Source organism: Massilia sp. X63 (assembly GCF_041023745.1).
Lineage (GTDB): Bacteria > Pseudomonadota > Gammaproteobacteria > Burkholderiales > Burkholderiaceae_D > Telluria.
The window spans coordinates 13,994-34,102 of record NZ_JBFTEF010000023.1 but is presented as its reverse complement, the minus strand read 5'-3'; the positions used below and the strand labels follow the sequence as shown (position 1 = coordinate 34,102).

The window sequence follows — 20,109 nt, the reverse complement described above, 5'->3', positions numbered from 1 at the left end:
CGCTGGTCGCGGGGCATCAGGAACTGGACACTGGAGAATCAGGTCTGGTTGAATCCGGAACGGATTCGACCAGAAGAATTAAAGCGCGCAGCTTGAGGTGACGCGACAACTACGTTGACAAACGCCGTGGTTGTGGACCTACAATCACGACCGGCCCAACATGGCGCTCGGCGGTATCACGCCAAAACAGAAATTGGCGCTGGCCGCTTAACCTCTACTTTTAGTGTGCTCTAAAAATGGGAGGATTACCCCAGGACAGTAAGTGATCCAATCTCATTCCCCTTGAGTCGGTCTTGCACGTGACGCAAGCTGATTTCCGTGGCCGGATCCAACAACTGTGATTCGTCTATCCAGAGGACCACAGAACGCTGACCTGTTTCCTCGATCAGGTTCATAACGTGTTGTTCAGCGAAAAGACGGTCTCGTCCATGTGTGTCGCCGATGGCCCAGCACGTATGTCCACAAATCCAACATCCGCGAACTGGGCAGATAGGCGTTCGGTGACATACCGTATGCCGTAAGTCTTGCCAGCGCCGGGCGGTCCGAATACGACAGCCTGTTGCACACCTGCGTTAATCCATCCGGCAACGCGTTCCGCCAGTTCCTCTACCTGCATCGTTGGACAGATGTAAGTGCGAAGGAGGACAGGATGTGTGCCGAAATCGACTGGGCGGATTGCCGAATTCGCTCCCGGCAATGAAGAAGGTGGTCGGAGGACACCACGGCGGTTGTTGCCTCGCGGAACAGTCATACGTCTTCCTTTCAGGTGGAGTTAAGAGGAGCGGCTGCAGGATCTACAGCTCCTCACCGTATGGTAGCTCGGACCTGCAGCTAAATGGCCGTTTGGACAACTTAAAACAAACGTTTTAAGCGGACCAGTTCCGGCTAGCCCTCCTCTGAGAAGATTGAGGCCAAGTGCTTGAAGTTTCTGTATTTCCTTCCCTGCCTCCGACGCAATCATGCACCCGGCTTTGCTTTAGAACGGCGCGTGGCGCGACTTTCTCCCTGCTGGCTTAGTTTGGCGGCGCGAGTCGACGTAGATGGGCGACGGTTTAGCTGCTCACGAAGCACCTCCGCGCGGGCTCGCTCTACCGCAATCTGGCCGGTCAAATCCGACGTAACGGCTTGCAATTGCTCCGCCTTAGCTCGAGCAATATCCCTCTCATTGATGGCAGCTATTAGGTTGCCGTCGAGCGCGGCAAAGTCTCTGGCCCGCTTCGCCACTTCGATCTGCGCATGGGTCAGCTCAGACTGGAGTCGCTGCGACGATGCCGCGGACAGGCTCCGCTCTGACTCGAGAGCCTTCTCCAGCTTGTTCACGGCCGTACGTTCGCGATCAATTTCGAGAAGAGCGCGACGTTCTAACGCAGCGTAGCGCTCCTCGGCTTGCGTGATCCGTGCCGTGACTCGCTCGATCTCCGAAGCGTGTTCGGTACGGATTACCTCAAGCTGCCGCCCGGCTTCCGAAACGGCTTGGCGTGCATCAGCTAGCTTAGCGTTCAGCTCGGCGGCTGCCGCAACACTAACAGCGGCCTCTTCACGCAAGGTCGCGTTTTCTCGGGCAGCAGTCTCCAGTTTTACAACGAGTACCTGCAGTTCCCGATCGGCGTTATAGAGCTGATCCTGGACAGTTTGTTTTTCTCGAAGTGCCGAGTCACGTTCATGGGCCACAGCCTGCCGAAACTCGTCGAAAGACCAGTTTGCCGCGCTCTGCGCCGAGTTCCACAGTTTCAACACAAGGTCGCCGGCGGCCTGTACCAGGTCGTCAGGCAGGCCGGGTTGGCCCAGCTCCACCTTGCCTGACCGGCGCAGGTCGGCCCAGAAAGCGCGCAGGGCCTCGGTCGGGGCCCGACATGCTGCCTTTACGAACCAGCTGATACAGCTTATTAGCGGTGGGCGTAATCCCGTACCGGAAAAACATGACAATGCACACCTCTCTGTAGAGGTCAGGCGTCCGCGGGTGCTCTGTTCGCAGCTTCTCCACGTCTGCCTGTAGGGCGGCGTCAAGATCCATTTGGTCCAGCATAAGGTCCTCCCGAATACTTTATATTACTACGTAATACGTAATGTTTCGGGCCCCCTACTCCAGAAATGTGACATTATTCTTATAATGTCAGATCCAGCCAAGGTTCCTTCCTCTTATGCCGCGGCTGCGCCGCAAACGCTTCCCGCACAATCGAGGCACGCGCCTGGGACGGCGTACGTGCCCATCGTCAGCGTCGGAATGCTGGCGGCAGCCCACCACACAGCCTTATTGAAATGCTAATGCTCCGTTAACCCTCAACCCTTAGGCTTCTTTCCTAAGCGGTCCGCCAGCACGGAATGGCCGTGGATGGCAGCCATGTCGGCTGTCCGTTAGGAGCGCCGTAGTGGACGAATTTGACGTGGGTAGATGGGCAATACCGGCGCTGGCAATCTCCGCCAGCGCTGCCGTGAGCTGGTGGTACCGGCACAGGCGCGGCTGGCACAGCTGGCCAGCGATATGGAAAACGATTCTCGGCAGCCTGGTTGTGGCGCGTGTCATCTTCGTGCTGCAGAACGCACCGGAATATGCGGGCGAACCGCTCTCGATAGCCGATTTGAGTGACGGCGGCTTCTCTGACGCTGGCGGCATCCTTGCGGCATTCGTGCTGGGCGCACACTTTACGGCCCGGACTGGCACGCCGCGCCGTCCGGTCCTTGCGGCGATCCTCACCGGTGCCGTCGTCTGGATAGGTGGCGCGATCGCCACGCTCAATTTCGGGCCGCCCAGTACTCCAGTACCCCTGGTCGAACTACGGCGTCTCGATGGCACTCCGGTCCAGTTGCGGACCCTGACAGACAAGCCGATGGTGGTCAACCTGTGGGCGACGTGGTGTCCACCATGCCGACGCGAGATGCCAGCGCTTGAGGAAGCCCAGCGGCGTCACCCCGGCATCACCTTTGTCTTCGTCAACCAGGGTGAGGACGCGGCGACAATACAGGCCTTCATGGCGCAGCAAAAACTCAAGCTCGACAACGTATTCACCGACCGTGCCCGGGAAGTGGGACGGCGCACCGGCTCGTTTGCCATGCCGACAACCCTGTTCTATGGCAAGGATGGGCGCCTCTTCCTGCGTCACATGGGGGAGCTAGACCGTGATGGCCTCGACACGCGCCTCGAGATGCTGGCGGCGCCGGTGAATGGATTCAAGCGCTGAACATCCAATAGCGCCCTGCCGAAGCGCCTTAGCTTACCGTCGCCGGCAACGAGTGACGACGCGCGTGGGTAGCCACGCCTTCCATATGCGGCCGATGCGCGACCTACCCGCGGCGAGCTTGAAAGTGCTGACCATTGCCAGAAGCTTCTCGGCCTGCGCCTGCATTGAACCGCAGCAGCAGCGGCCTCTTCCACGTGTGCCGCATCCTGCTGCGTAACCAGGTCCATCTGCGCGTTGGCGTGGTTAACGCGGGCGATCGCGGCGCTCTGCTCCTGCCCGGCAAGGGCGACTGCGGGCATGATGTCGGTGACACGCTTCACGCACGCACTTAGCCCGCGTCTTCGTTGGAAGAATCAGGCTGAGTCGCCCGATGAGGCATCCACAGTTTGGGGTACGCGGATGGCTTAGCTCATGTAGCGCCCTGCCCTGCTCGCGTTGGCGACGCGTGTCACTCCGCGCCGTAAATCACATCATTTGAACTTGGCCAGCGCCGGATCGCTTATCCGTTGTTCAGGCAGGCCAGTCATGGCGGGCAGTTCCGACAGGCGCGGCATGCCGCTCTTCACCTGGACCTTGCCTTGGCTGTCGCGCCAGACCACGCCAGGGGTACCGGCGATGCCGAACTGCTCCATCAGCTCGCCATTCCTGCGGATCGACGCCGCCACCGCGGGCTGGTTCTGCTCGGTCTTGCCGGCCTGTGGCTTCCACGGCTTCCCATGGTTCTGTTCCATGTGCCGGAAGGCCGCGGTCTTGTCCGGCGATGCCAGCACCTCGATCGCTTTCGGCATGCTCGTCGGGCCGAGCGTTGCGACGGGGATCCAGCGCACCTGCAGTCCAGCCGCCTCGTACGGCTGGACTGCACGCCACATGAAGTGGCAATAAGGGCAGTTCGGATCGACGAAGGCGTAGATGATGCTTTTCGGATTCTTGGTGCTGCCCTCGGCGATGAATGCCGATTTCTCCAGTTGTGCGAATGCGGCTGCGAAATCCGGCTTGGGGATGTACATGTCTTCGTGCTGGGCCGAGAGGTTCTGGCCACGTTCATCGATCAGCGCTCCCGCCACCAGCGTCTTTCCGTCCGCCGTTGTGTATACGAGCGAATGGCGCCCCCCCTGGGAAAGCACCCAGCCGGTGAGCCCCGAGCCGGCCGGGAACTGCCTGACCACCTTGACGCCGGCGCTTACGGCGCGCTCCAGGACCGGTGGGGTCTGCTCGGTGGCGAAGGCGGCCGTATTGATGAGTGCTGCTGCGAGTGCGGTTGGCACCGCGTATTTGAAAGCCTGCATGTCGACTCCGATAGTGAAGGCGTTGATTAAGATTGGGGGGGGGGTTGCGCGGCTTCCGCCTTGCGAAGCGAAGCGAGGAAGGAATCGGCATCCTCGTAGCCGATGACTCGTGTGCCGCCGAGTTCACGGCCGTCGGCGCCGAAAAAGATGATCCCGGGTGGGCCGAACAGGCCAAAGCGCTTGAGCAAGGCCTGGTCGGCCGCGTTGTTGGCAGTGACGTCGGCCTGGAGCAGCAGCATCTGGTCGAAGCGTGACTGTACGCGCGGATCGGAGAACGTGAAACGCTCCATTTCCTTGCATGACACGCACCAGTCCGCGTAGAAGTCGAGCATGACGGTCTTGCCCGGGCTCCGGGCCAGGACGGCATCGAGCTCCTCGATCGAGCGGATTCTCTGGAACCGGGTCTCCTGGTGCGCCTCCGCCGTGGCGAAAGGCGCCAGCGGATCGGTCCCGCCAGCGGCCAGGCCGGCCAGCTGCGCCGCGCCCAGCACCCCGACGACGAGGCCGGCGGCCACACCAAGCGGCCGGCGTGGACGCGGCAGCAGTAGCGACGCGGCATAGCCCGTTCCCAGCAAGCCCCAGCCCAGCATCAGCGCCTGGGGCGGCAGGACCGGCGCCGCGATCCACAATGCGGTGCCCAGCATCAGCACGCCGAAGAAGCGCTTGACACCCGTCATCCAGGCGCCCGCGCGCGGCAGCAGGGTGCCCGCCGAGGCGCCGACCAGCAGCAGCGGCACGCTCATTCCGGCGGCCATCGCGAACAATGCGCTGCCGCCGATGAAGGCATCCTTGGTCTGGCTGATGTACACGAGCGCGCCCGCGAGCGGTGCGGCGACGCAGGGACCGACGATCAGTGCCGAGATGGCTCCCATTGCAAACACCCCCGCGTGCGTGCCTGTCCCCTGCCGGTTGGAGGCTCCCGCCAGGCGCGACTGGATCGCCGCCGGCACCTGCAGCTCGAACACGCCGAACATCGGTAGCGCCAGCACGACCATCAAGAGGGCGAACGCGCCCAGCACCCAGGCGTTCTGCAGCGCCGCTGCCAGTCCTTCGCCCGCCAGGCCGGCCGCCACGCCCATCGCGGTATACACGATCGCCATGCCGAGCGAATACGACACCGACAGGGCAAGGCCCCGCAAGCGCGACGCGGAACCCTTGTCGCCGACGATGATCGAGGAGAGGATCGGCAGCATCGGCAGCACGCAGGGCGTGAACGAGAGGCCCAGACCCAGCAGCAGGAACATCGGGACGATGACCGCCAGCTCGCGGCTGCTCAAGGCCCGTTCGATGCGTCCACTATCGTTGTCGTCGGTCAGCGTACCTTCGAGGGCGGCTGCTGCCGGTTGCGCAGCAGCGGCCGGGCGCAGCCCCGATGGCCCGGCGGCCTCCAGGACCGCGCTCGATGCCATCGGCGGATAGCACAAGCCCTTGTCGGAGCAGCCCTGCGAGGTGGTCTTCAATGTGAAGCTTCCCGTCCCGTCCACGGGAATGCGCACCCTGACCACGCCGCGATAGGTTTCCATTTCCTTCTGGAAGGTCTCGTCGAAATGCTTCTCGCCAGCCGGGAACACAGGCTGTCCGAGCCGGGTCTCCCCGGCTTCGAATGCGAAGCGCTCGCGGTACATGTAATAGCCGGGCGCAATGTCAAAGCGCACTTCAGCGGTCTGTCCGTCGACCATGTAGGCGGCGAAGCGGAACGCCTGCTCGGGCGGCAGGAAATCGTCTTCAGCGGCCGCCGCGTTGCCGGATGCTGCAAGCAGCACCGCGGCAAGCGGAACCAGCAGCAGCGCAAGCAGCCACCGGCCCATTCCGGGTAGCGTTCGTGATAAGAAGACCATACGCTCTCTCCTGTCTTTCATTAATGTCGCTCTCTCGCGTTTCCGGTTCAGCGCTTGCTGCGCAGGACCGCCAGGTGTTCGGCCAGCGTGGCGCTCGATACCTCGCCCATCCGCTTGTCGACGAGTATTCCGTTCGCGTCGACAAACAGCGTGGTCGGCAGGCCCGGGGCGCCGGCTGCCTTGGCCAATGCTCCGCCGGGGTCGAGCACCACGTTCCGCAGCGGCAGGCCCTCGGCCTTCAGGTAGGCACGTACCGTGGCGCTGTCCTCGCCCTGGTTGACGAATACGAAGTTCAGGTCGTTCGCTTCGCGCTGCGCCTTGCCAAGGGCGGGCATTTCTCTCCTGCAAGGCGGGCACCAACTGGCCCACAGGTTGACCACCATGGGCTTGCCGGCAAATGCGGACAATGGAACGGCGCGTCCGTCAAGATCCGTCAGCATCACCTCGGGCAGGGCCTGGCGCTCGGTGGCCATGCGGATCAGCCCGTTCCCGGCGATCCAGATGAAGATGCCGGCCCATAAGGCAATGACGATCGCGGCGCGCTGCTCGGCCCTGCGCCATGCCAGGATGGCGCCGATGATGACAGCGGCCGTGAAGCCCGCGACCGGCGCCAGCCCGCCGTCGCGCAGGTCCGGCAGCCGCCAGGGTTCTTCCGCGTACAGCGGCCAGTAACGGGCGACAAAGACGATGCGCGCCACCAGGATCGCCCCGGCGATGATCAGCCAGAGCGAGCCCTCGGCCTTCACGCCGCGCCTGGCCGCCACCCTATTGCCGATGGCGGAACCGAGGATGATCGTTGCGAATGCGACCAGCAGTTGCGCGGGCAAGGCAAGCGGGCCGAGTGTGACAATCATGGTGGTGTGCTTTCCTGCGCATGGCGCCGGCCCGACGGGCCGGTTCGACGCCTGGCGAATACAGCCATCCTATTGCCTGACGATTAGCACCACATTAAGAATTCTGTCGAATTACCGGGAGGCACCGGTTTCGCCGCCGCCGTTAATCACGGGATAACCGTAAAGCGGTAAGATCGCGCTTCCTGCATCTACTACTCGGGTTAGCCATGCGTGTACTCGTCATCGAAGACGACGAACTGGTCGCCAGCGGCATTCTTGCCGGCCTGCGCCTGTCCGGAATCGGGGCCGACCATGTCGCCAATGCCTCGCAAGCGGAAATGGCCGTGCAGACCGGCCGCTTCGACGTCCTCCTCCTCGATCTCGGCCTGCCGGACACCGACGGGCTCACGCTTCTCAGGCGCTGGCGCGGCGCCGGCAAGGACTGGCCGGTACTGGTCCTGACAGCGCGCGACGACGTGCAGGACAAGGTGGCTGGCCTGCGCAGCGGCGCCGACGATTATCTGGTGAAACCCTTCGAACTCGACGAACTGGTAGCACGGCTGCATGCCTTGCAACGGCGTAGTGCCGGCCGCAGCGTCGACCGCATCGAGCATGGTCCGCTCGCCTTCGATCCCGCCACCCAGGTGGTGACGCTGGATGGGAACCCGGTCGAGCTGTCGCGGCGCGAACTGGCCCTGCTCCAGGCATTGCTCAACAGCGGCCAGCGCATCCTCAGCACCGACCAGGTCAAGGATAGCCTGTATGGGCTGGGCGACGGCGTCGAAAGCAATGCCCTGAACGTCCACATCCACCACCTGCGTCGCAAGCTCGGGCCGAATATCGTCGAAACCGTGCGTGGCCTCGGGTACCGGCTTGGCAAGGCGGGGGCATGAAGACGCTGCGCCTGCGCCTGTTGGTCACCATCGGCGCCTCGTTCGCACTGTTCTGGACCCTGTCGTCGCTGTGGACGCTGGTCGACCTGCGCGACGAGTTCCGCGACGCACTCGACGAACGGCTGGCGGCATCGGCGCGCATGGTCGCCGCGCTGATTGCCGACTCGCCCCATCTTTCGGTGCAGCCGGGTTCGCGCGGGGCCAGCCCGATCCCCTACCTGGTACGCACCGACAACGTGGCCTGCGAGATCCGGCTGGTGCGGGGCGGCATCGTGGGCCGCACCGAGAACAGCCCGGAACGCCTCGGCCTGGTGTCACCCGGCTACCGCACCCGCGTCATCGACGGCGTTACCTGGCGCAGCTACACCATCGAGCACAACGGTATGCGCATCACCACCGCCGACAAGACCGAGCGCCGCCAGCAGCTGTTCCGCAATATCGCCTTCGCCACCTTCGTGCCCTTCCTTGTCGCCATGGCGGCGACCCTGATCGCGCTATGGTTCGCCGTACGCCATGGCCTGCGGCCACTGGAACGGATCCGCGTTGCCCTCGAAGCCCGCGAACCCGGTGCGCTCCACCCGCTGCCCGAGGAGGACCTGCCGCGCGAGATCGCCCCGCTGGTCACGACCGTCAACGGCCTGCTGGCCAGGATCGAACGCACCATCGAGCGTGAACGGCGCTTCACCGGCGACGCCGCGCACGAATTGCGCACACCACTCACCGCCGTCAAGACCCATCTCCAGGTCGCCCGCATGAGTGGCGATGGGCCGGACACGGCGGTAGCTCTCCAGCAGGCCGAACGCGGGGTAGGACGCCTGCAGGGCATCATCAACCAGCTCCTGATGCTGGCGCGCGTCGAGGGTTCGATGGCATTCGAGGATGACGAGCGCCTGCACGCAGCCGCAATCGCGGAGCAGGTCCTCATGCACCTTCCGGCGCAGCAGGCCGCCAGGGTGTGCGTTCACGACGAAGGCGGCGCAGCACGCGTTCTCCGCATACCCGCATCCCTCGCCGTGACGGCGCTGCGCAATATCCTCGACAATGCGCTGCGCTACAGCGATGCCGAGGCCACTGTCGTGCTGCGGATCGTGCAGCATGGCGGGACGGCGGGCTTTACGGTGGAAGACCAGGGCAGCGGCATGAGCGATGCGGACATCGGCAAGGCCGGGCAGCGCTTCTGGCGCAAGGGCGGCGGCCAGGGCAGCGGCCTCGGCCTCTCGATCGTCATGGCGATCGTCGCGCGCTACGACGGCAGCTGGAAGCTCGAACGCCGCGCGGGAGGCGGGCTGGCCGCACACCTGGCCTTCCCTGCCGCATGAGCTTCGAACGACATGCCTCGCCGTCGGTGCCTTGGTAAAGGCACCTGCCTATGCGTACGTGCAGCGCCGCCACCGGTTTTCTGCTGGCGCGCGCAGTCGTATTCGATGCGCCGCTGCGGGACTCCGTCACGGGCGCTCTGCCAGACAACTTTAGCGTCCGGACTGCGGTCATGCAGGGCCGCTGACACGAAAAGCGGACGTTGCTTTTACTCTTCAAGCCAGTGCAAGGCCTGGCTAAGGTCGTTATAGAAAACACGGTATTCGCCTTCACCAAATTGTCCGAATGCGATCCGTGCAAAGTAGGCCAACCGAGTATTCGCCACCAAAATGGCTTTACGCAGGGGCCGGTCGTGGAACAGTTGACTGGCTTCTTTTTCGAGTTTTTCCTGCAACAGTGCATGCTCGACATTGGGCGACTCGATTTCCAAGCCGTCGTAGAGAACGCGCGTGTGTCCGGTATCCTGTAGCAGCTGGACGACCCGCTTATGGGTTTCCTCAAGCATGCTTTCGCTTAATTCACCTCTCAATCGCGCCACTATGACATGGCCGAGAGGTTCGATCCACAGTTGAGTATTCGGCATCTTATACAGTTAAAATAGTTTGAAACCTATATGTTGGCTACAATCACCCGAGGCCACCGATACTTGACTGTGCCCTCTGATCCGATGGCAGAGGTCGGGACCGACAAGTGTACGGTCTTGTTGCTATCAGCACAAGGACGGTTTTTTCTGGCGTCTATGGATTCCCCCCCGGTTTGCCAAGCATTCATGGATAGGAGCGATCGGGCTCAAGGCAATATCTTGGCCGAACGCCAGTGGCGCAATGTCAAACAGGAGGACGTATATCTGGCCGCTTTCGCCAACACGTAACAGGCGCTCAATTACAATGAGCCAGCGAGCGGCAAGCGTAGTGGCAGTGGCAGTGGCAGTGGCAGTGGCAGTGGCAGTGGCGCGCTGATGGTCGGCAAATAGACAGTACGCAAGTGCTGGGCCAACGCCGGCCAACTGCAGTGACAGAAAACACCGCAGCCTTAACCCCGAAGAATTGTCTCACCGACGGGTCACTTTATATTGTCCCGATTTGGTTCTTTTTTATACATTTTACTGCACATGAAAATATCAGTTATTGGCACCGGTTACGTCGGACTAGTTTCAGGCGCGTGCTTTGCCGATGTCGGCAATACCGTCCTGTGTATGGACCTGGACCAACACAAAATCGCGATGCTCAACGCTGGCCGGAGCCCTATCTTCGAGCCAGGCCTTGATGCCCTGATCGCCCATAACACGGCGGCCCGCAGATTGCTTTTCACCACGAATTATGACGAAGCGGTCGCGGATGCAGACATCATTTTCCTGGCCGTGGGTACGCCGCCGGATGAAGATGGCAGTGCCGACCTGACGCACGTTCTTTCGGCGGCGCACAGCATCGGCCAGCTCATGCAACGGCCGATTACCCTGGTCAACAAATCTACCGTCCCGGTGGGCACTGCCGACCGGGTAAGAAGCGTGATTGCCGAACAACTCCGGGCCCGCGGTGTCTGTATCGACTTTTCTGTCGTCAGCAATCCCGAGTTTCTCAAGGAGGGGGCGGCAATCGAGGATTTCATGCGCCCCGCCCGGATCATCGTGGGCAGCGACAATCCGCAGGCGACGAAAATCATGCGGAACCTTTATGCACCGTTCAGCCGTAATCATGAAAAGCTGCTGGAGATGGATGCGCGCAGCGCCGAGCTGACGAAATACGGCGCCAATGCCATGCTGGCAACGCGCATCAGCTTCATGAACGAACTAGCGAACCTGGCGGAGACGCTGGGCGCCGACATCGAGCTGGTGCGGCGCGGCATAGGCTCGGACCCGCGCATTGGCCCGGATTTTTTGTATCCGGGAATAGGCTATGGCGGCTCCTGCTTCCCCAAGGATGTCCGGGCGCTCTTAAAAACGTCGGCCGACCATGGGCAGAAACTGCGCATCCTGGCTGCCATTGAAGCGGTGAATGCGACGCAAAAAAATATTCTGTTCAAAAAAATTGCGCAGTACTTCAATGGGACCGACAGGCTGGCAGGAAAAACCGTCGCACTTTGGGGCTTGTCTTTCAAGCCCAACACGGATGATGTGCGCGAGGCGCCGAGTCTTGCACTGATCAGGGCGCTTTTTGCTGCGAATTGCCGGGTCCAGGCATACGACCCGGCCGCCAGCGAAGAGGCAAAAAACGTGCTGATCAGCGAGCATGGCGAAGCACGTTGCCATGAGCTGCTCAACATCGTTGATTCCGCAGTAGCCGCAGTGGAAGGCGCCGATGTGCTCGCCATCGCGACGGAGTGGAAGGAGTTTCGCTCGCCTGACTTCGGCTACCTGGCTGCATCGCTTCGGCACCGGGCGATCTTTGATGGCCGCAACCTGTATGCTCCGGAGCTTGTTGCGTCGTTCGGGCTGAGCTATTTCAGCATCGGCAGACCCGTACTGGTGGCGCAGCGATGATTCCTGCCAACTCGCCTGTCCTGGTCACTGGCGCCGCCGGCTTCATCGGGAGTTTCGTCGCGTCGCGCCTTGCCCGGATGGGCATGGCCGTTACCGCGTGCGACAACTTCAATGGCTATTACTCGACCGATTTGAAGCACGCACGCGTCGAGGCCTTGCTTGCACCGCAGGGAATCAGGTGCGAAGCGGTAGAGCTTGCCGATGCGCTGCAAGTCAGGCAGTTGTTCGAACGCGTTCGACCCGCCTTTGTCGTCCACCTTGCGGCGCAGGCGGGCGTGCGTTATTCGATCGAGGATCCTGCCGCCTACGTGCAGTCGAACCTGGTCGCGTTCGCCAATATCCTAGAAGCTTGCCGGCAATTCAAGCCACGCCATCTGGTCTATGCGAGCAGCAGCAGCGTCTACGGTGCAAGCCAGAAAGCTCCCTTCAAGGAGAGAGATATAACCGATGAGCCTGTCTCCTTCTACGCGGCGACCAAGAAAGCGAACGAGGCAATGGCATATTCCTATAGTCACCTGTTTGGACTGCCGGCGTCCGGTTTGCGCTTTTTCACCGTATATGGTCCGTGGGGCCGCCCCGACATGGCGTATTTCAGTTTCGCGCAAAAAATGCTAAAAGGCGAGGCGATTCCCGTCTTCGCGCAAGGTGAACTCAAACGGGACTTTACCTATATCGATGACATCGTTGAAGGTATCGTGCGGGTGTTGGCGAAGCCTGCCGACGCGGGCGCCGGCGCGGCCCCGCACATGGTATTTAATATCGGTAATCACCAACCCGTGCGGGTACTGGATTTTATTGCAGCCCTGGAAGAAGCTCTGGGCGTCAAGGCAAAGATGCAATTCTTGCCGATGCAGCCGGGTGACGTGACGATCACGTATGCCGATACCAGCAAATTGCGGGACTGGGTCGGGTTCGCACCTGCAACGCCGCTTCGCGAGGGGCTGCTTTGTTTCCGGGAGTGGCTGGCTGGATGGATGGAGCACAACAAGATGAATTAGCCATGCAGAACGATGGGATCGCGAGTGCGTACCCGAAGCGCGCCGGCACCAATTTCCTCCTGGCGCTCGGGGCTTACTTCGTGCTGCAGATCATCCTGCGGACAAGTTCGCCAGCAGTGCTCGACCTGGACGAATCGGAACAGGTGCTGGCGTTCCAGCACCTGCAGCTGGGCTATGGCAGCCAGCCGCCCTTGTATGCCTGGCTGCAATGGCTCATGTTCTCGGTGTTTGGCGTCAATCGTTTTGCCCTCTCCTTTCTCAAGAATCTGCTGCTGTTCGGTACCTACCTGGCGATGTTTCATGCAGCCAGGTCGCTCGTCGGCATTACCGGTGGCATCATCGTCGCCGCCTCGCTGGTGCTGTTCCCGCAGATTGGCTGGGAATCGCAGCGCGATCTGACGCACTCGGTGTTAATGACCTGCATGGCGGCGCTCACGCTATGGTGCTACTTCGCTTTGCTTCATCATCCGGGCAAGATGCGCCATGCGCTCTTCGGTCTGCTGATCGGGCTCGGGCTGCAATCGAAATATAACTTTGCCCTGTTTGCGCTCGCCCTGACGATGGCCAGCCTGCTGGTTCGGGAACACCGTGAGCGACTGTGGAGTCGCAGGGCCTGGATTTCACTTGCAGTGATAGCAATTGCCGTTGCTCCACACGGGTTATGGCTGCTTAACCATCTGGATGCGGCCACCCGCTCTACTCTGGAGAAAATGAATGGCAGTGATGCCGGCTATATCGGCAATGTCGTGCGTGGCCTCGGCAGTATGGTGAGCGCGACATTTCTGTTCGTGACACCGTTGTGGATGGTGTACGCCTGGGTCTTCTGGCGGCGCCGTGCCCAGGCCGAGGCAAAGGTCGATGACCCGCATGCCCGTTTTTTTCTCCGGTTTTACCTGGCGGCCTACGGCGGCATCACGGCCCTGGTGCTCAGCGGCGAGCTAACGAGCTTCAAGGATCGCTGGATGCAGCCGATCCTGTTCCTGCTGCCGCTTGCATGCTTCGTCATCTTTCCCTCGCTCGCACGTCGGACAGTGTGCCGGGAGATACTTCAAATAGCGGGCATGTTTGCCATGATCGTTCTGGTGGGACTGTCGGCACGCGCTTACCTTGGCAAGAACACGCGCGCACCGTATGTCGAACTGTCGGCCACGCTCCTGCATTGCTTTCCGGAAGCAAAAACCCTGATCGCTAACGAACTGACGGATGCCGGAAACCTGTATCTGCAGAATCCAACACGGCCAACAATGCTGCTGTCCAATACTTTACAACAACGGCCGGACATCGGCGGCAAGGTCCTGCTGATCGATTCCGACAGCGGTCAATCCGATTGGATGCATAAATTTCTTCGTGCGTATCCGTCGAGCGCCGTCCTCGAGCGGGGACGACTCGCGGTCGGAAACCCGCAGGAGCGGCAAGGCGCGATGTCAGTGGAATATGCACTTGTAGCGATAAGGAAAGAGTAAATGCGATATCGCCTGCCATTCGCAACAGGTTTCCGACGGACGGAAACATCCTACATATCGAAATAGGATCGTCCTATTGGTGACAGGCTTATGAACGCTTACGATGATTTTCCTCTTTTTTAATCATTGTCGGCAGCTGCCCGGAATCGCCGCGACGTCGATAGCATTTCTTAACTACGAACCACGGGAGAATTCACATGAAGATGCGAACATTAGGGCAACAAGGCTTGACGGTTTCCGCGCTCGGCCTGGGCTGCATGGGCATGTCGGAATTCTATGGCCAGCCTGACGAAGCAGAGTCAATCGCCACCATTCACCGCGCCCTGGAATGCGGGATCAACTTGCTCGATACGGCCGACATGTACGGGCCGTTCACCAATGAGAAACTGGTCGGCAAGGCGATCCGCGACCGGCGCGATCAGGTGATCCTGGCAACGAAATTCGCCAACGTGCGCGGCGACAACGGAGAGTTTCTCGGGGTACGCGGCGATCCGGAGTATGTGAGGCAGGCCTGCGATGCCTCCCTGCAGCGGCTGGGTGTCGACCATATTGACCTGTATTACCAGCATCGGGTCGATCCCGGCGTGCCGATCGAGGAAACCATTGGTGCAATGGCGGACCTGGTGCGTGCCGGCAAGGTGCGCTTTCTCGGCATGTCTGAAGCCGCGCCGGAAACGATCCGGCGCGCCCATCAAGTTCATCCCATCAGTGCGCTGCAGACCGAGTATTCGCTCTGGAGCCGCGATCCCGAGCACGCCATCCTGCCTGCCGTGCGCGAACTCGGCATCGGCTATGTCGCGTACAGTCCGCTCGGACGCGGGTTCCTGACCGGCCAGATCAAGCGGATCGAGGACCTCGAAGAGCGTGACTACCGGCGCCATTCGCCGCGCTTCCAGGGGGAGAACTTCCAGCGCAATCTGGACCTGGTCACCGAAGTCGGGCGCATCGCCGCAGAGAAGGGCTGTACCCCGGCCCAGCTTGCGCTGGCCTGGGTCTTGGCGCAGGGCGAGGATATCGTGGCGATCCCCGGCAGCAAGAGACGGCCGCATCTGGAGGACAACGTCCGTGCGCTGGATGTCCGGCTGAGCGACGAGGACCTTGCCCGTATCGATCGCATCCTGCCACCCGGCGCTGCCGCTGGGGAGCGGTATGACGATTCGCAGATGCAGGCCTTGAACGGTTGAGCGCCATGGATTGGAAAACATTGGACGGGCGCGTCGCGATCGTCACCGGCGGTGGACGCGGACTGGGACGTGCGATGACCCTGGGGCTAGCGCGGGCGGGAGCGCGTGTAATCGCCACGGCCGCACGGGAAAGCGCGGAATTGGAACAGGTGGCCGCCGAGATGCATGCAGAGTGCGGCGAGCAGCGTGTGCTGCCGCTGATGGCGGATGTGCGCAATGCCGAAGATTGCGAACGGGTCGTGAACGCCGCGCTGGCGCAGTGGCAGCGACTCGACATTCTGGTGAACAATGCCGGACGCGGCATGAAGTACGCCAGCGAGCGTTTTCTTGTCGAGCCCCCCAGGTTCTGGGAAGTGGAGCCGGAGACCTGGCGCATGGTCATGGATACCAACGTCAACGGCCCTTTCCTGATGGCGCGCGCCGCCGTTCCACACCTGCTCCGGGCAGGCCGGGGGCGCATCGTCAACATCTCGATGAACCACGACACCATGCGCCGGCGGGGCTTCTCGCCTTATGGTCCGTCGAAGGCCGCGCTGGAATCCGAAACCATCATCTGGGCGCAGGACCTGGAAGGCACTGGTGTAACGGTCAATGCGCTGCTTCCGGGAGGAGCGACCGCGACCGGCATGATCCCGCCGGGCCTGCCCGATGCGGTGCGCGCCACGCTGCTGGAACCGGAAATCATCGTGGCGCCGCTATTGTGGCTGGTCTCGGCCGATGCGGATGGCATCAATGGCCGCCGCCTGCTCGCCAACCGCTGGGACGGTGCCGATCCGGCGCTTGCGATCGAGGACGCCGGATGGCCGCGCTCCTGACCCGGACAAAGCGAACGTGCGCCCGTGCTTCCGCGAGTTCAGGCTGCCAGATGCCAGCGTCATCGCTGCTTTAGCCAGCCCACAATGGCCAGTGCCACGGAAAGCAACGCCAGCAGGGCCGCCAGCTGCGGTTCGGAGGAGGAGACGATCGCGGCGCAGACAGCGAGCGCAGCGGGATAAACCGGGGGAGTGGCCGCGCCGCCACGCGCCTTGTCGCGCAGTCGCTCAAGGTCCGCGGGGGCGATGCTGACTGTGATCGCCCCGGTTCGGGCTACCTTCTCGATTTGCCTGACCAAGTTCGGGGTCGATAGCACCGCCCTTCCCAGCGATGCCAGCAGCTTGCCCGCTTCGCCGCGCAGTCGTGCGGGTCGGATGCGCTCCCGAATCAAATCCTTGGCGATCGGAGCCAGTTCGCTGGCGATGTTGAAATAGGGATCGATCCGTCGAACAAAACCCTCGGCCGTGAGCAGCGTCCGGAGCACCAGGGCCAGATCGGGTGGAAGGGTGAGATGGAATTCGCGCAATAGGGCAAAGACGCGCTGGAAGATGTCGCCAAGGTCGATCTGCTCGAGCAGGACGTTGCTGAAGCGGTCGATCAGGTCGGCCAGCGCCTCTTCCAGCCTGGTCCGGTCGACACTGGGCTCCCCGGCCCATAGCATGAGAATGTCGACCACGCCGCCCGTGTCCTGCGACGCAATCGCGAGACCGAGCCGAACCAGTTCCTCCCGGCGCTTCGGCAGGAGCGTCCCGACCGCGCCAAAATCGATGAGCCCAAGCGTTCCGTCCTCGAGGAAAAATACGTTCCCGGGGTGCGGGTCGGCATGGAAGTGACCGTTGATAAGGATCATGCGCAGCACCGCCTGTGCATAGGTGCTGGCCAGCGCACTGAGATCGAGCTGGCTCCGGCGCGCCGTCTCCAGGTCGCTCGCCGGAATGCCGCGCAGCCGCTCCTGGATATTTACCCGCCTGCCGGAAAGCTCCCAGTCGAACCGGGCGGTTCGAACACCGAGATCCTTGAGGAAGGCGCCGATCGCATTGCTGGCGCGCGCTTCCGCCCCGAGATCCATTTCGCGGTCGAGGCTTTCGGCGAAGTAGCGCAGCAACTCGTCCGGCTTGAGCCGTGCGACTTCCGGTATGGTGCGCTCGGCGATACGGGCCAGGCGCCGCAGAATCCGCAGGTCGGCGTCGACGATCCGCTCGATCCCGGGACGACGGACCTTGACGATGACGTCACGGCCGTCGAGCAAGGTCGCGGCGTGGACCTGGGCGATGGACCCGGCTGCGATCGCTTTCTCGTCGAAACTGCTGAAACAGCTCTCGATCGACCCGCCAATGGCGTCTTCGATCAGCGGCCGCATGGTCTGGAAAGGAAGCGGTGGAACCCGGTCCTGCAGGCTGGTGAGCGCCTCGATCCATTCCGGATCAAGCAGATCGCTGCGCATCGCAAGGATCTGGCCGAACTTGACGGCAACCGGGCCGATGTCGCGCAACAGCGCGACGACCGCCTCCGGGCGGGCGCTGTCGAGCGTCTCGTCTCCGCCGCTTCCTAGGCCGAGCCTGGCAGACAGTCCCTTCAGGCCATGTCGTCCGAACAGGACGAGGATTTGCGCAAACCGCTCGCGCTCTTTCAACGCGGCGACCTCGGAGCCGTCGTTCAGTACTGGATCAGCCATGGTTCTTCTTTCTTGAGGTAACAAAACGAGCGCTCCACAATCCGGCGGGCTCTTCGGTCTCAGTGCGGCGGTCACGCTGGCGCCGCCGGGGAAGCGCAACAGCCATTGAACTGGCCGCTTCCGACAAGCGCTGCACCTTGATTGTCGATGCGGGTGCCGAGGAAGGTGCCTGTCCGGGGTGCGCCCAGAGACCCTTGATGAATTCGTCGGCGATGTGGCAGTGCAACGGATACATTTGCAGGTAGCGTTCGGGCATCGGGAAATTATTTGGGTTTTCTGTGGCCATAGGGTTAGCCGAACCAATAGTATCCGTGGCCAAATGGTTGGGGTCGAGTGAACCAGAACATCAAGCGCGCACCCGATCCCCTTCTTTCGCCTTCTCCCCAACGCTCGACGGCATGAACATCATGACGGCCAACGCGATCGCGACCATGATGGTACCCGCTATGAACATGTCGGCAATCGCTTGCCGGTAGATGACCGGGGTCGGTGCCCGACCATGCAGGTGCTGCGCCAGGATGGCGCCGGAACCGGCGACGCCGACCAGGCCACCTAGGGAGCGGAAAAAACTCAGCATTGCCGTTCCAATACCGCGGCGCGGCGCCGCCAATGCGGTCTGAACCAGAATGGTCATATTGGGCGACACCAACCCCAGGCCCGCCCCGAGCACGAACATGGCGGGTTCGATAACGATGAAGCCAAGCGACTGCGCGATCGCCCATGAAAGAACAGCGAACGCGGCGAGCGCCATGCCCAGTCCGATGACCTGCATTCGCTTGTAGTCGAAGCTGTCGCGGCTCATCAGGCGTCCGTTGACCAACGACGCGAGCACCATGCCTACCATCAGCGGCATCGTGAGCAATCCGGAATTGGCCGGACTGGCCCCCATAACCAGCTGAAAAAGTATCGGGAAAAACATGCTCGCGCCCATCATGCCGACAAAGGTGAAGGCCATGACCACACTGCCGACGTTGAATACCCGGCTGTGAAAAAGGTCCGGCGGCAGGACCGGCTCTGGCACGCGATGCACGTGGAACATCAGCAGCGCAAGCATGCCGATCGCCGCGAGCGTCAGGTAAGCTACCGGCGGAGACTCCCATGGCCACTCACTCCCCCCGAGAGCCAGTACGAGCAGTGCTGAGGTCACCGAACCGATCAGCAAAACGGAGCCGAGGTAGTCGATACTGTGCCGGATGGTCCGGGTAGCCGCGGGCATCGCCCTAGCGATGAGAAACAGCGCAAGCACGCCGACCGGCATATTGATATAGAAAATCCAGTGCCAGGATAGCAGGTCCGTCAAGATCCCGCCCAACACGGGACCGATGACGGTCGTGGAAGCGTAGATCGCCACGATGCGCCCATGGCGCCGTCCGCGCTCGGCAGGCGGCACCAAATCCCCAATGACGATTTGTGCCAGCGGCAGGAAGCCGCCCGCGCCAATGCCCTGGATCGCACGAAATCCGATCAGCTGCGGCAGGTCTTGCGCCAGGCCGCACAGGATCGATCCGATCAAAAAGCTGATGATCGCGAAATAGAGCAGCGGCTTGCGTCCGTACTGGTCGCTGAGCTTGCCGTAAAGAGGCATGACCGCGGTCGAAGCCAAAGCATAGGCCGTCACCACCCACGCCAGGTCCGACATGTTGCCGAACTCTGCGCCGATACGCGGCAAGGCAGTGGCAACGATGCTTTGGTCCAGCCCTGCAAGCGCCATCATCGTGACCAAGGCAAAATAGATCGCGCCGATCTGTTTCGATGACGTCGCGGACTCGGTTCCGGCTCCAGTTTCCGGGGAGTGCCGCGTCATTTACAGATCGCGGCGAGAAAGAGGAATGCCCGCACGGGGACTGGCGTAGTCACTGCGGCATACGGCGCCAGCTTGGGGGTGTCAATGCCTGCTTGCAGGCCAATGCCATGCAGCAGTTCCGAGGCTGATTCTGCAATGTTGTCGTCGTTGCCGGCGGTATGAACACTCATGTTTGATGAATTGGTCAGCCCAGCAACTATGATAGCCCAGCCTTGCAGCTTCCGCAAAGCTACCGCGTGCGTCGCTGCTGTGCCGAACCCAGCAACGCTGAGGCGAAGCACGCCGCAAACGTGCGCAAGCATCGCGTTAAGTAATCGATCCTTATTCTCACGACTACAAATCAGAAT

The 20,109-nt window shown here is 61.9% G+C and carries 17 protein-coding genes and 1 pseudogene; 8 read left to right on the top strand and 10 right to left on the bottom strand.

Annotation, left to right across the window (positions count from 1 at the left end):
• Positions 1-957: 957 nt before the first annotated feature.
• Positions 958-1,926 carry a DNA-binding protein gene (locus tag AB3347_RS24860; RefSeq protein WP_369094362.1) on the bottom strand — a complete coding sequence of 323 codons (969 nt, stop codon included), beginning with the start codon at positions 1,924-1,926 and terminating at the stop codon, positions 958-960.
• Positions 1,927-2,369: 443 nt separating this feature from the next.
• On the opposite strand from AB3347_RS24860, the gene AB3347_RS24855 reads away from it, so the two are divergent.
• Positions 2,370-3,179: a TlpA disulfide reductase family protein gene (locus AB3347_RS24855; RefSeq protein ID WP_027867948.1), complete on the top strand. Its 810-nt coding sequence runs from the start codon at positions 2,370-2,372 to the stop codon at positions 3,177-3,179.
• A 170-nt stretch (positions 3,180-3,349) separates the two neighbouring features.
• Here AB3347_RS24855 and AB3347_RS24850 read toward each other — a convergent pair.
• From AB3347_RS24850 to AB3347_RS24835, 4 genes and pseudogenes are all read right to left on the bottom strand, one after another.
• A pseudogene (locus tag AB3347_RS24850) lies at positions 3,350-3,511 on the bottom strand (methyl-accepting chemotaxis protein); the annotation flags it as partial.
• 138 nt (positions 3,512-3,649) lie between these two features.
• A complete protein-coding gene (gene dsbG / locus AB3347_RS24845; RefSeq protein WP_273162127.1) occupies positions 3,650-4,465 on the bottom strand; it encodes a thiol:disulfide interchange protein DsbG in 816 nt (271 codons plus the stop codon).
• 26 nt (positions 4,466-4,491) lie between these two features.
• Positions 4,492-6,303 carry a protein-disulfide reductase DsbD gene (gene dsbD, locus AB3347_RS24840; protein WP_273162124.1) on the bottom strand — a complete coding sequence of 604 codons (1,812 nt, stop codon included), beginning with the start codon at positions 6,301-6,303 and terminating at the stop codon, positions 4,492-4,494.
• Between the two features lie 47 nt (positions 6,304-6,350).
• On the bottom strand, positions 6,351-7,157 hold the full coding sequence (locus AB3347_RS24835; RefSeq protein ID WP_027868051.1) for a TlpA disulfide reductase family protein: 807 nt from the start codon (positions 7,155-7,157) through the stop codon (positions 6,351-6,353).
• Between the two features lie 206 nt (positions 7,158-7,363).
• Here AB3347_RS24835 and AB3347_RS24830 point away from each other — a divergent pair, with 206 nt between their 5' ends.
• Both AB3347_RS24830 and AB3347_RS24825 read left to right on the top strand, forming a co-directional pair.
• Positions 7,364-8,029, top strand: coding sequence for a response regulator (locus tag AB3347_RS24830; protein ID WP_027868050.1), 666 nt, complete (start codon positions 7,364-7,366; stop codon positions 8,027-8,029).
• The gene (locus AB3347_RS24825; RefSeq protein ID WP_273036603.1) at positions 8,026-9,348 is read left to right on the top strand and encodes an ATP-binding protein; all 1,323 of its coding nucleotides are present in this window, start codon (positions 8,026-8,028) and stop codon (positions 9,346-9,348) included. Before AB3347_RS24830 ends, AB3347_RS24825 begins: the two co-directional genes overlap by 4 nt.
• A gap of 206 nt (positions 9,349-9,554) precedes the next feature.
• On the opposite strand, the gene AB3347_RS24820 is transcribed toward AB3347_RS24825, so the two are convergent.
• Positions 9,555-9,929 carry an STAS/SEC14 domain-containing protein gene (locus AB3347_RS24820; RefSeq protein WP_349680687.1) on the bottom strand — a complete coding sequence of 125 codons (375 nt, stop codon included), beginning with the start codon at positions 9,927-9,929 and terminating at the stop codon, positions 9,555-9,557.
• 528 nt (positions 9,930-10,457) lie between these two features.
• On the opposite strand from AB3347_RS24820, the gene AB3347_RS24815 reads away from it, so the two are divergent.
• The 5 genes from AB3347_RS24815 (at position 10,458) to AB3347_RS24795 (ending at position 16,285) form a co-directional block, all read left to right on the top strand.
• Positions 10,458-11,825: a UDP-glucose/GDP-mannose dehydrogenase family protein gene (locus tag AB3347_RS24815; protein ID WP_273036606.1), complete on the top strand. Its 1,368-nt coding sequence runs from the start codon at positions 10,458-10,460 to the stop codon at positions 11,823-11,825.
• Positions 11,822-12,823: an NAD-dependent epimerase/dehydratase family protein gene (locus AB3347_RS24810; protein ID WP_027867971.1), complete on the top strand. Its 1,002-nt coding sequence runs from the start codon at positions 11,822-11,824 to the stop codon at positions 12,821-12,823. The genes AB3347_RS24815 and AB3347_RS24810 overlap by 4 nt, the downstream gene beginning before the upstream one ends.
• Positions 12,796-14,286: a glycosyltransferase family 39 protein gene (locus tag AB3347_RS24805; RefSeq protein ID WP_084416612.1), complete on the top strand. Its 1,491-nt coding sequence runs from the start codon at positions 12,796-12,798 to the stop codon at positions 14,284-14,286. The genes AB3347_RS24810 and AB3347_RS24805 overlap by 28 nt, the downstream gene beginning before the upstream one ends.
• 197 nt (positions 14,287-14,483) lie before the next feature.
• Entirely contained in the window at positions 14,484-15,470 is a 987-nt protein-coding gene (locus AB3347_RS24800) for an aldo/keto reductase (protein ID WP_027867972.1), read from the top strand.
• 5 nt (positions 15,471-15,475) lie between these two features.
• Entirely contained in the window at positions 15,476-16,285 is an 810-nt protein-coding gene (locus tag AB3347_RS24795; protein ID WP_051306776.1) for an SDR family NAD(P)-dependent oxidoreductase, read from the top strand.
• Between the two features lie 59 nt (positions 16,286-16,344).
• Here the strand turns inward: AB3347_RS24795 and AB3347_RS24790 are convergent, their stop codons facing one another.
• Genes AB3347_RS24790 through AB3347_RS24775 form a run of 4 tightly spaced genes read right to left on the bottom strand, consistent with a single transcriptional unit; the run spans position 16,345 to position 19,932 of the window.
• Positions 16,345-17,958, bottom strand: a complete 1,614-nt coding sequence (locus tag AB3347_RS24790; RefSeq protein WP_027867973.1) for an AarF/ABC1/UbiB kinase family protein — start codon at positions 17,956-17,958, stop codon at positions 16,345-16,347.
• Positions 17,951-18,244: a hypothetical protein gene (locus AB3347_RS24785; RefSeq protein WP_156923906.1), complete on the bottom strand. Its 294-nt coding sequence runs from the start codon at positions 18,242-18,244 to the stop codon at positions 17,951-17,953. The genes AB3347_RS24790 and AB3347_RS24785 overlap by 8 nt, the downstream gene beginning before the upstream one ends.
• A 60-nt stretch (positions 18,245-18,304) precedes the next feature.
• A complete protein-coding gene (locus AB3347_RS24780) occupies positions 18,305-19,762 on the bottom strand; it encodes an MDR family MFS transporter (RefSeq protein ID WP_036216186.1) in 1,458 nt (485 codons plus the stop codon).
• The gene (locus tag AB3347_RS24775; RefSeq protein WP_156923907.1) at positions 19,759-19,932 is read right to left on the bottom strand and encodes a hypothetical protein; all 174 of its coding nucleotides are present in this window, start codon (positions 19,930-19,932) and stop codon (positions 19,759-19,761) included. Before AB3347_RS24775 ends, AB3347_RS24780 begins: the two co-directional genes overlap by 4 nt.
• Positions 19,933-20,109: the final 177 nt, after the last annotated feature.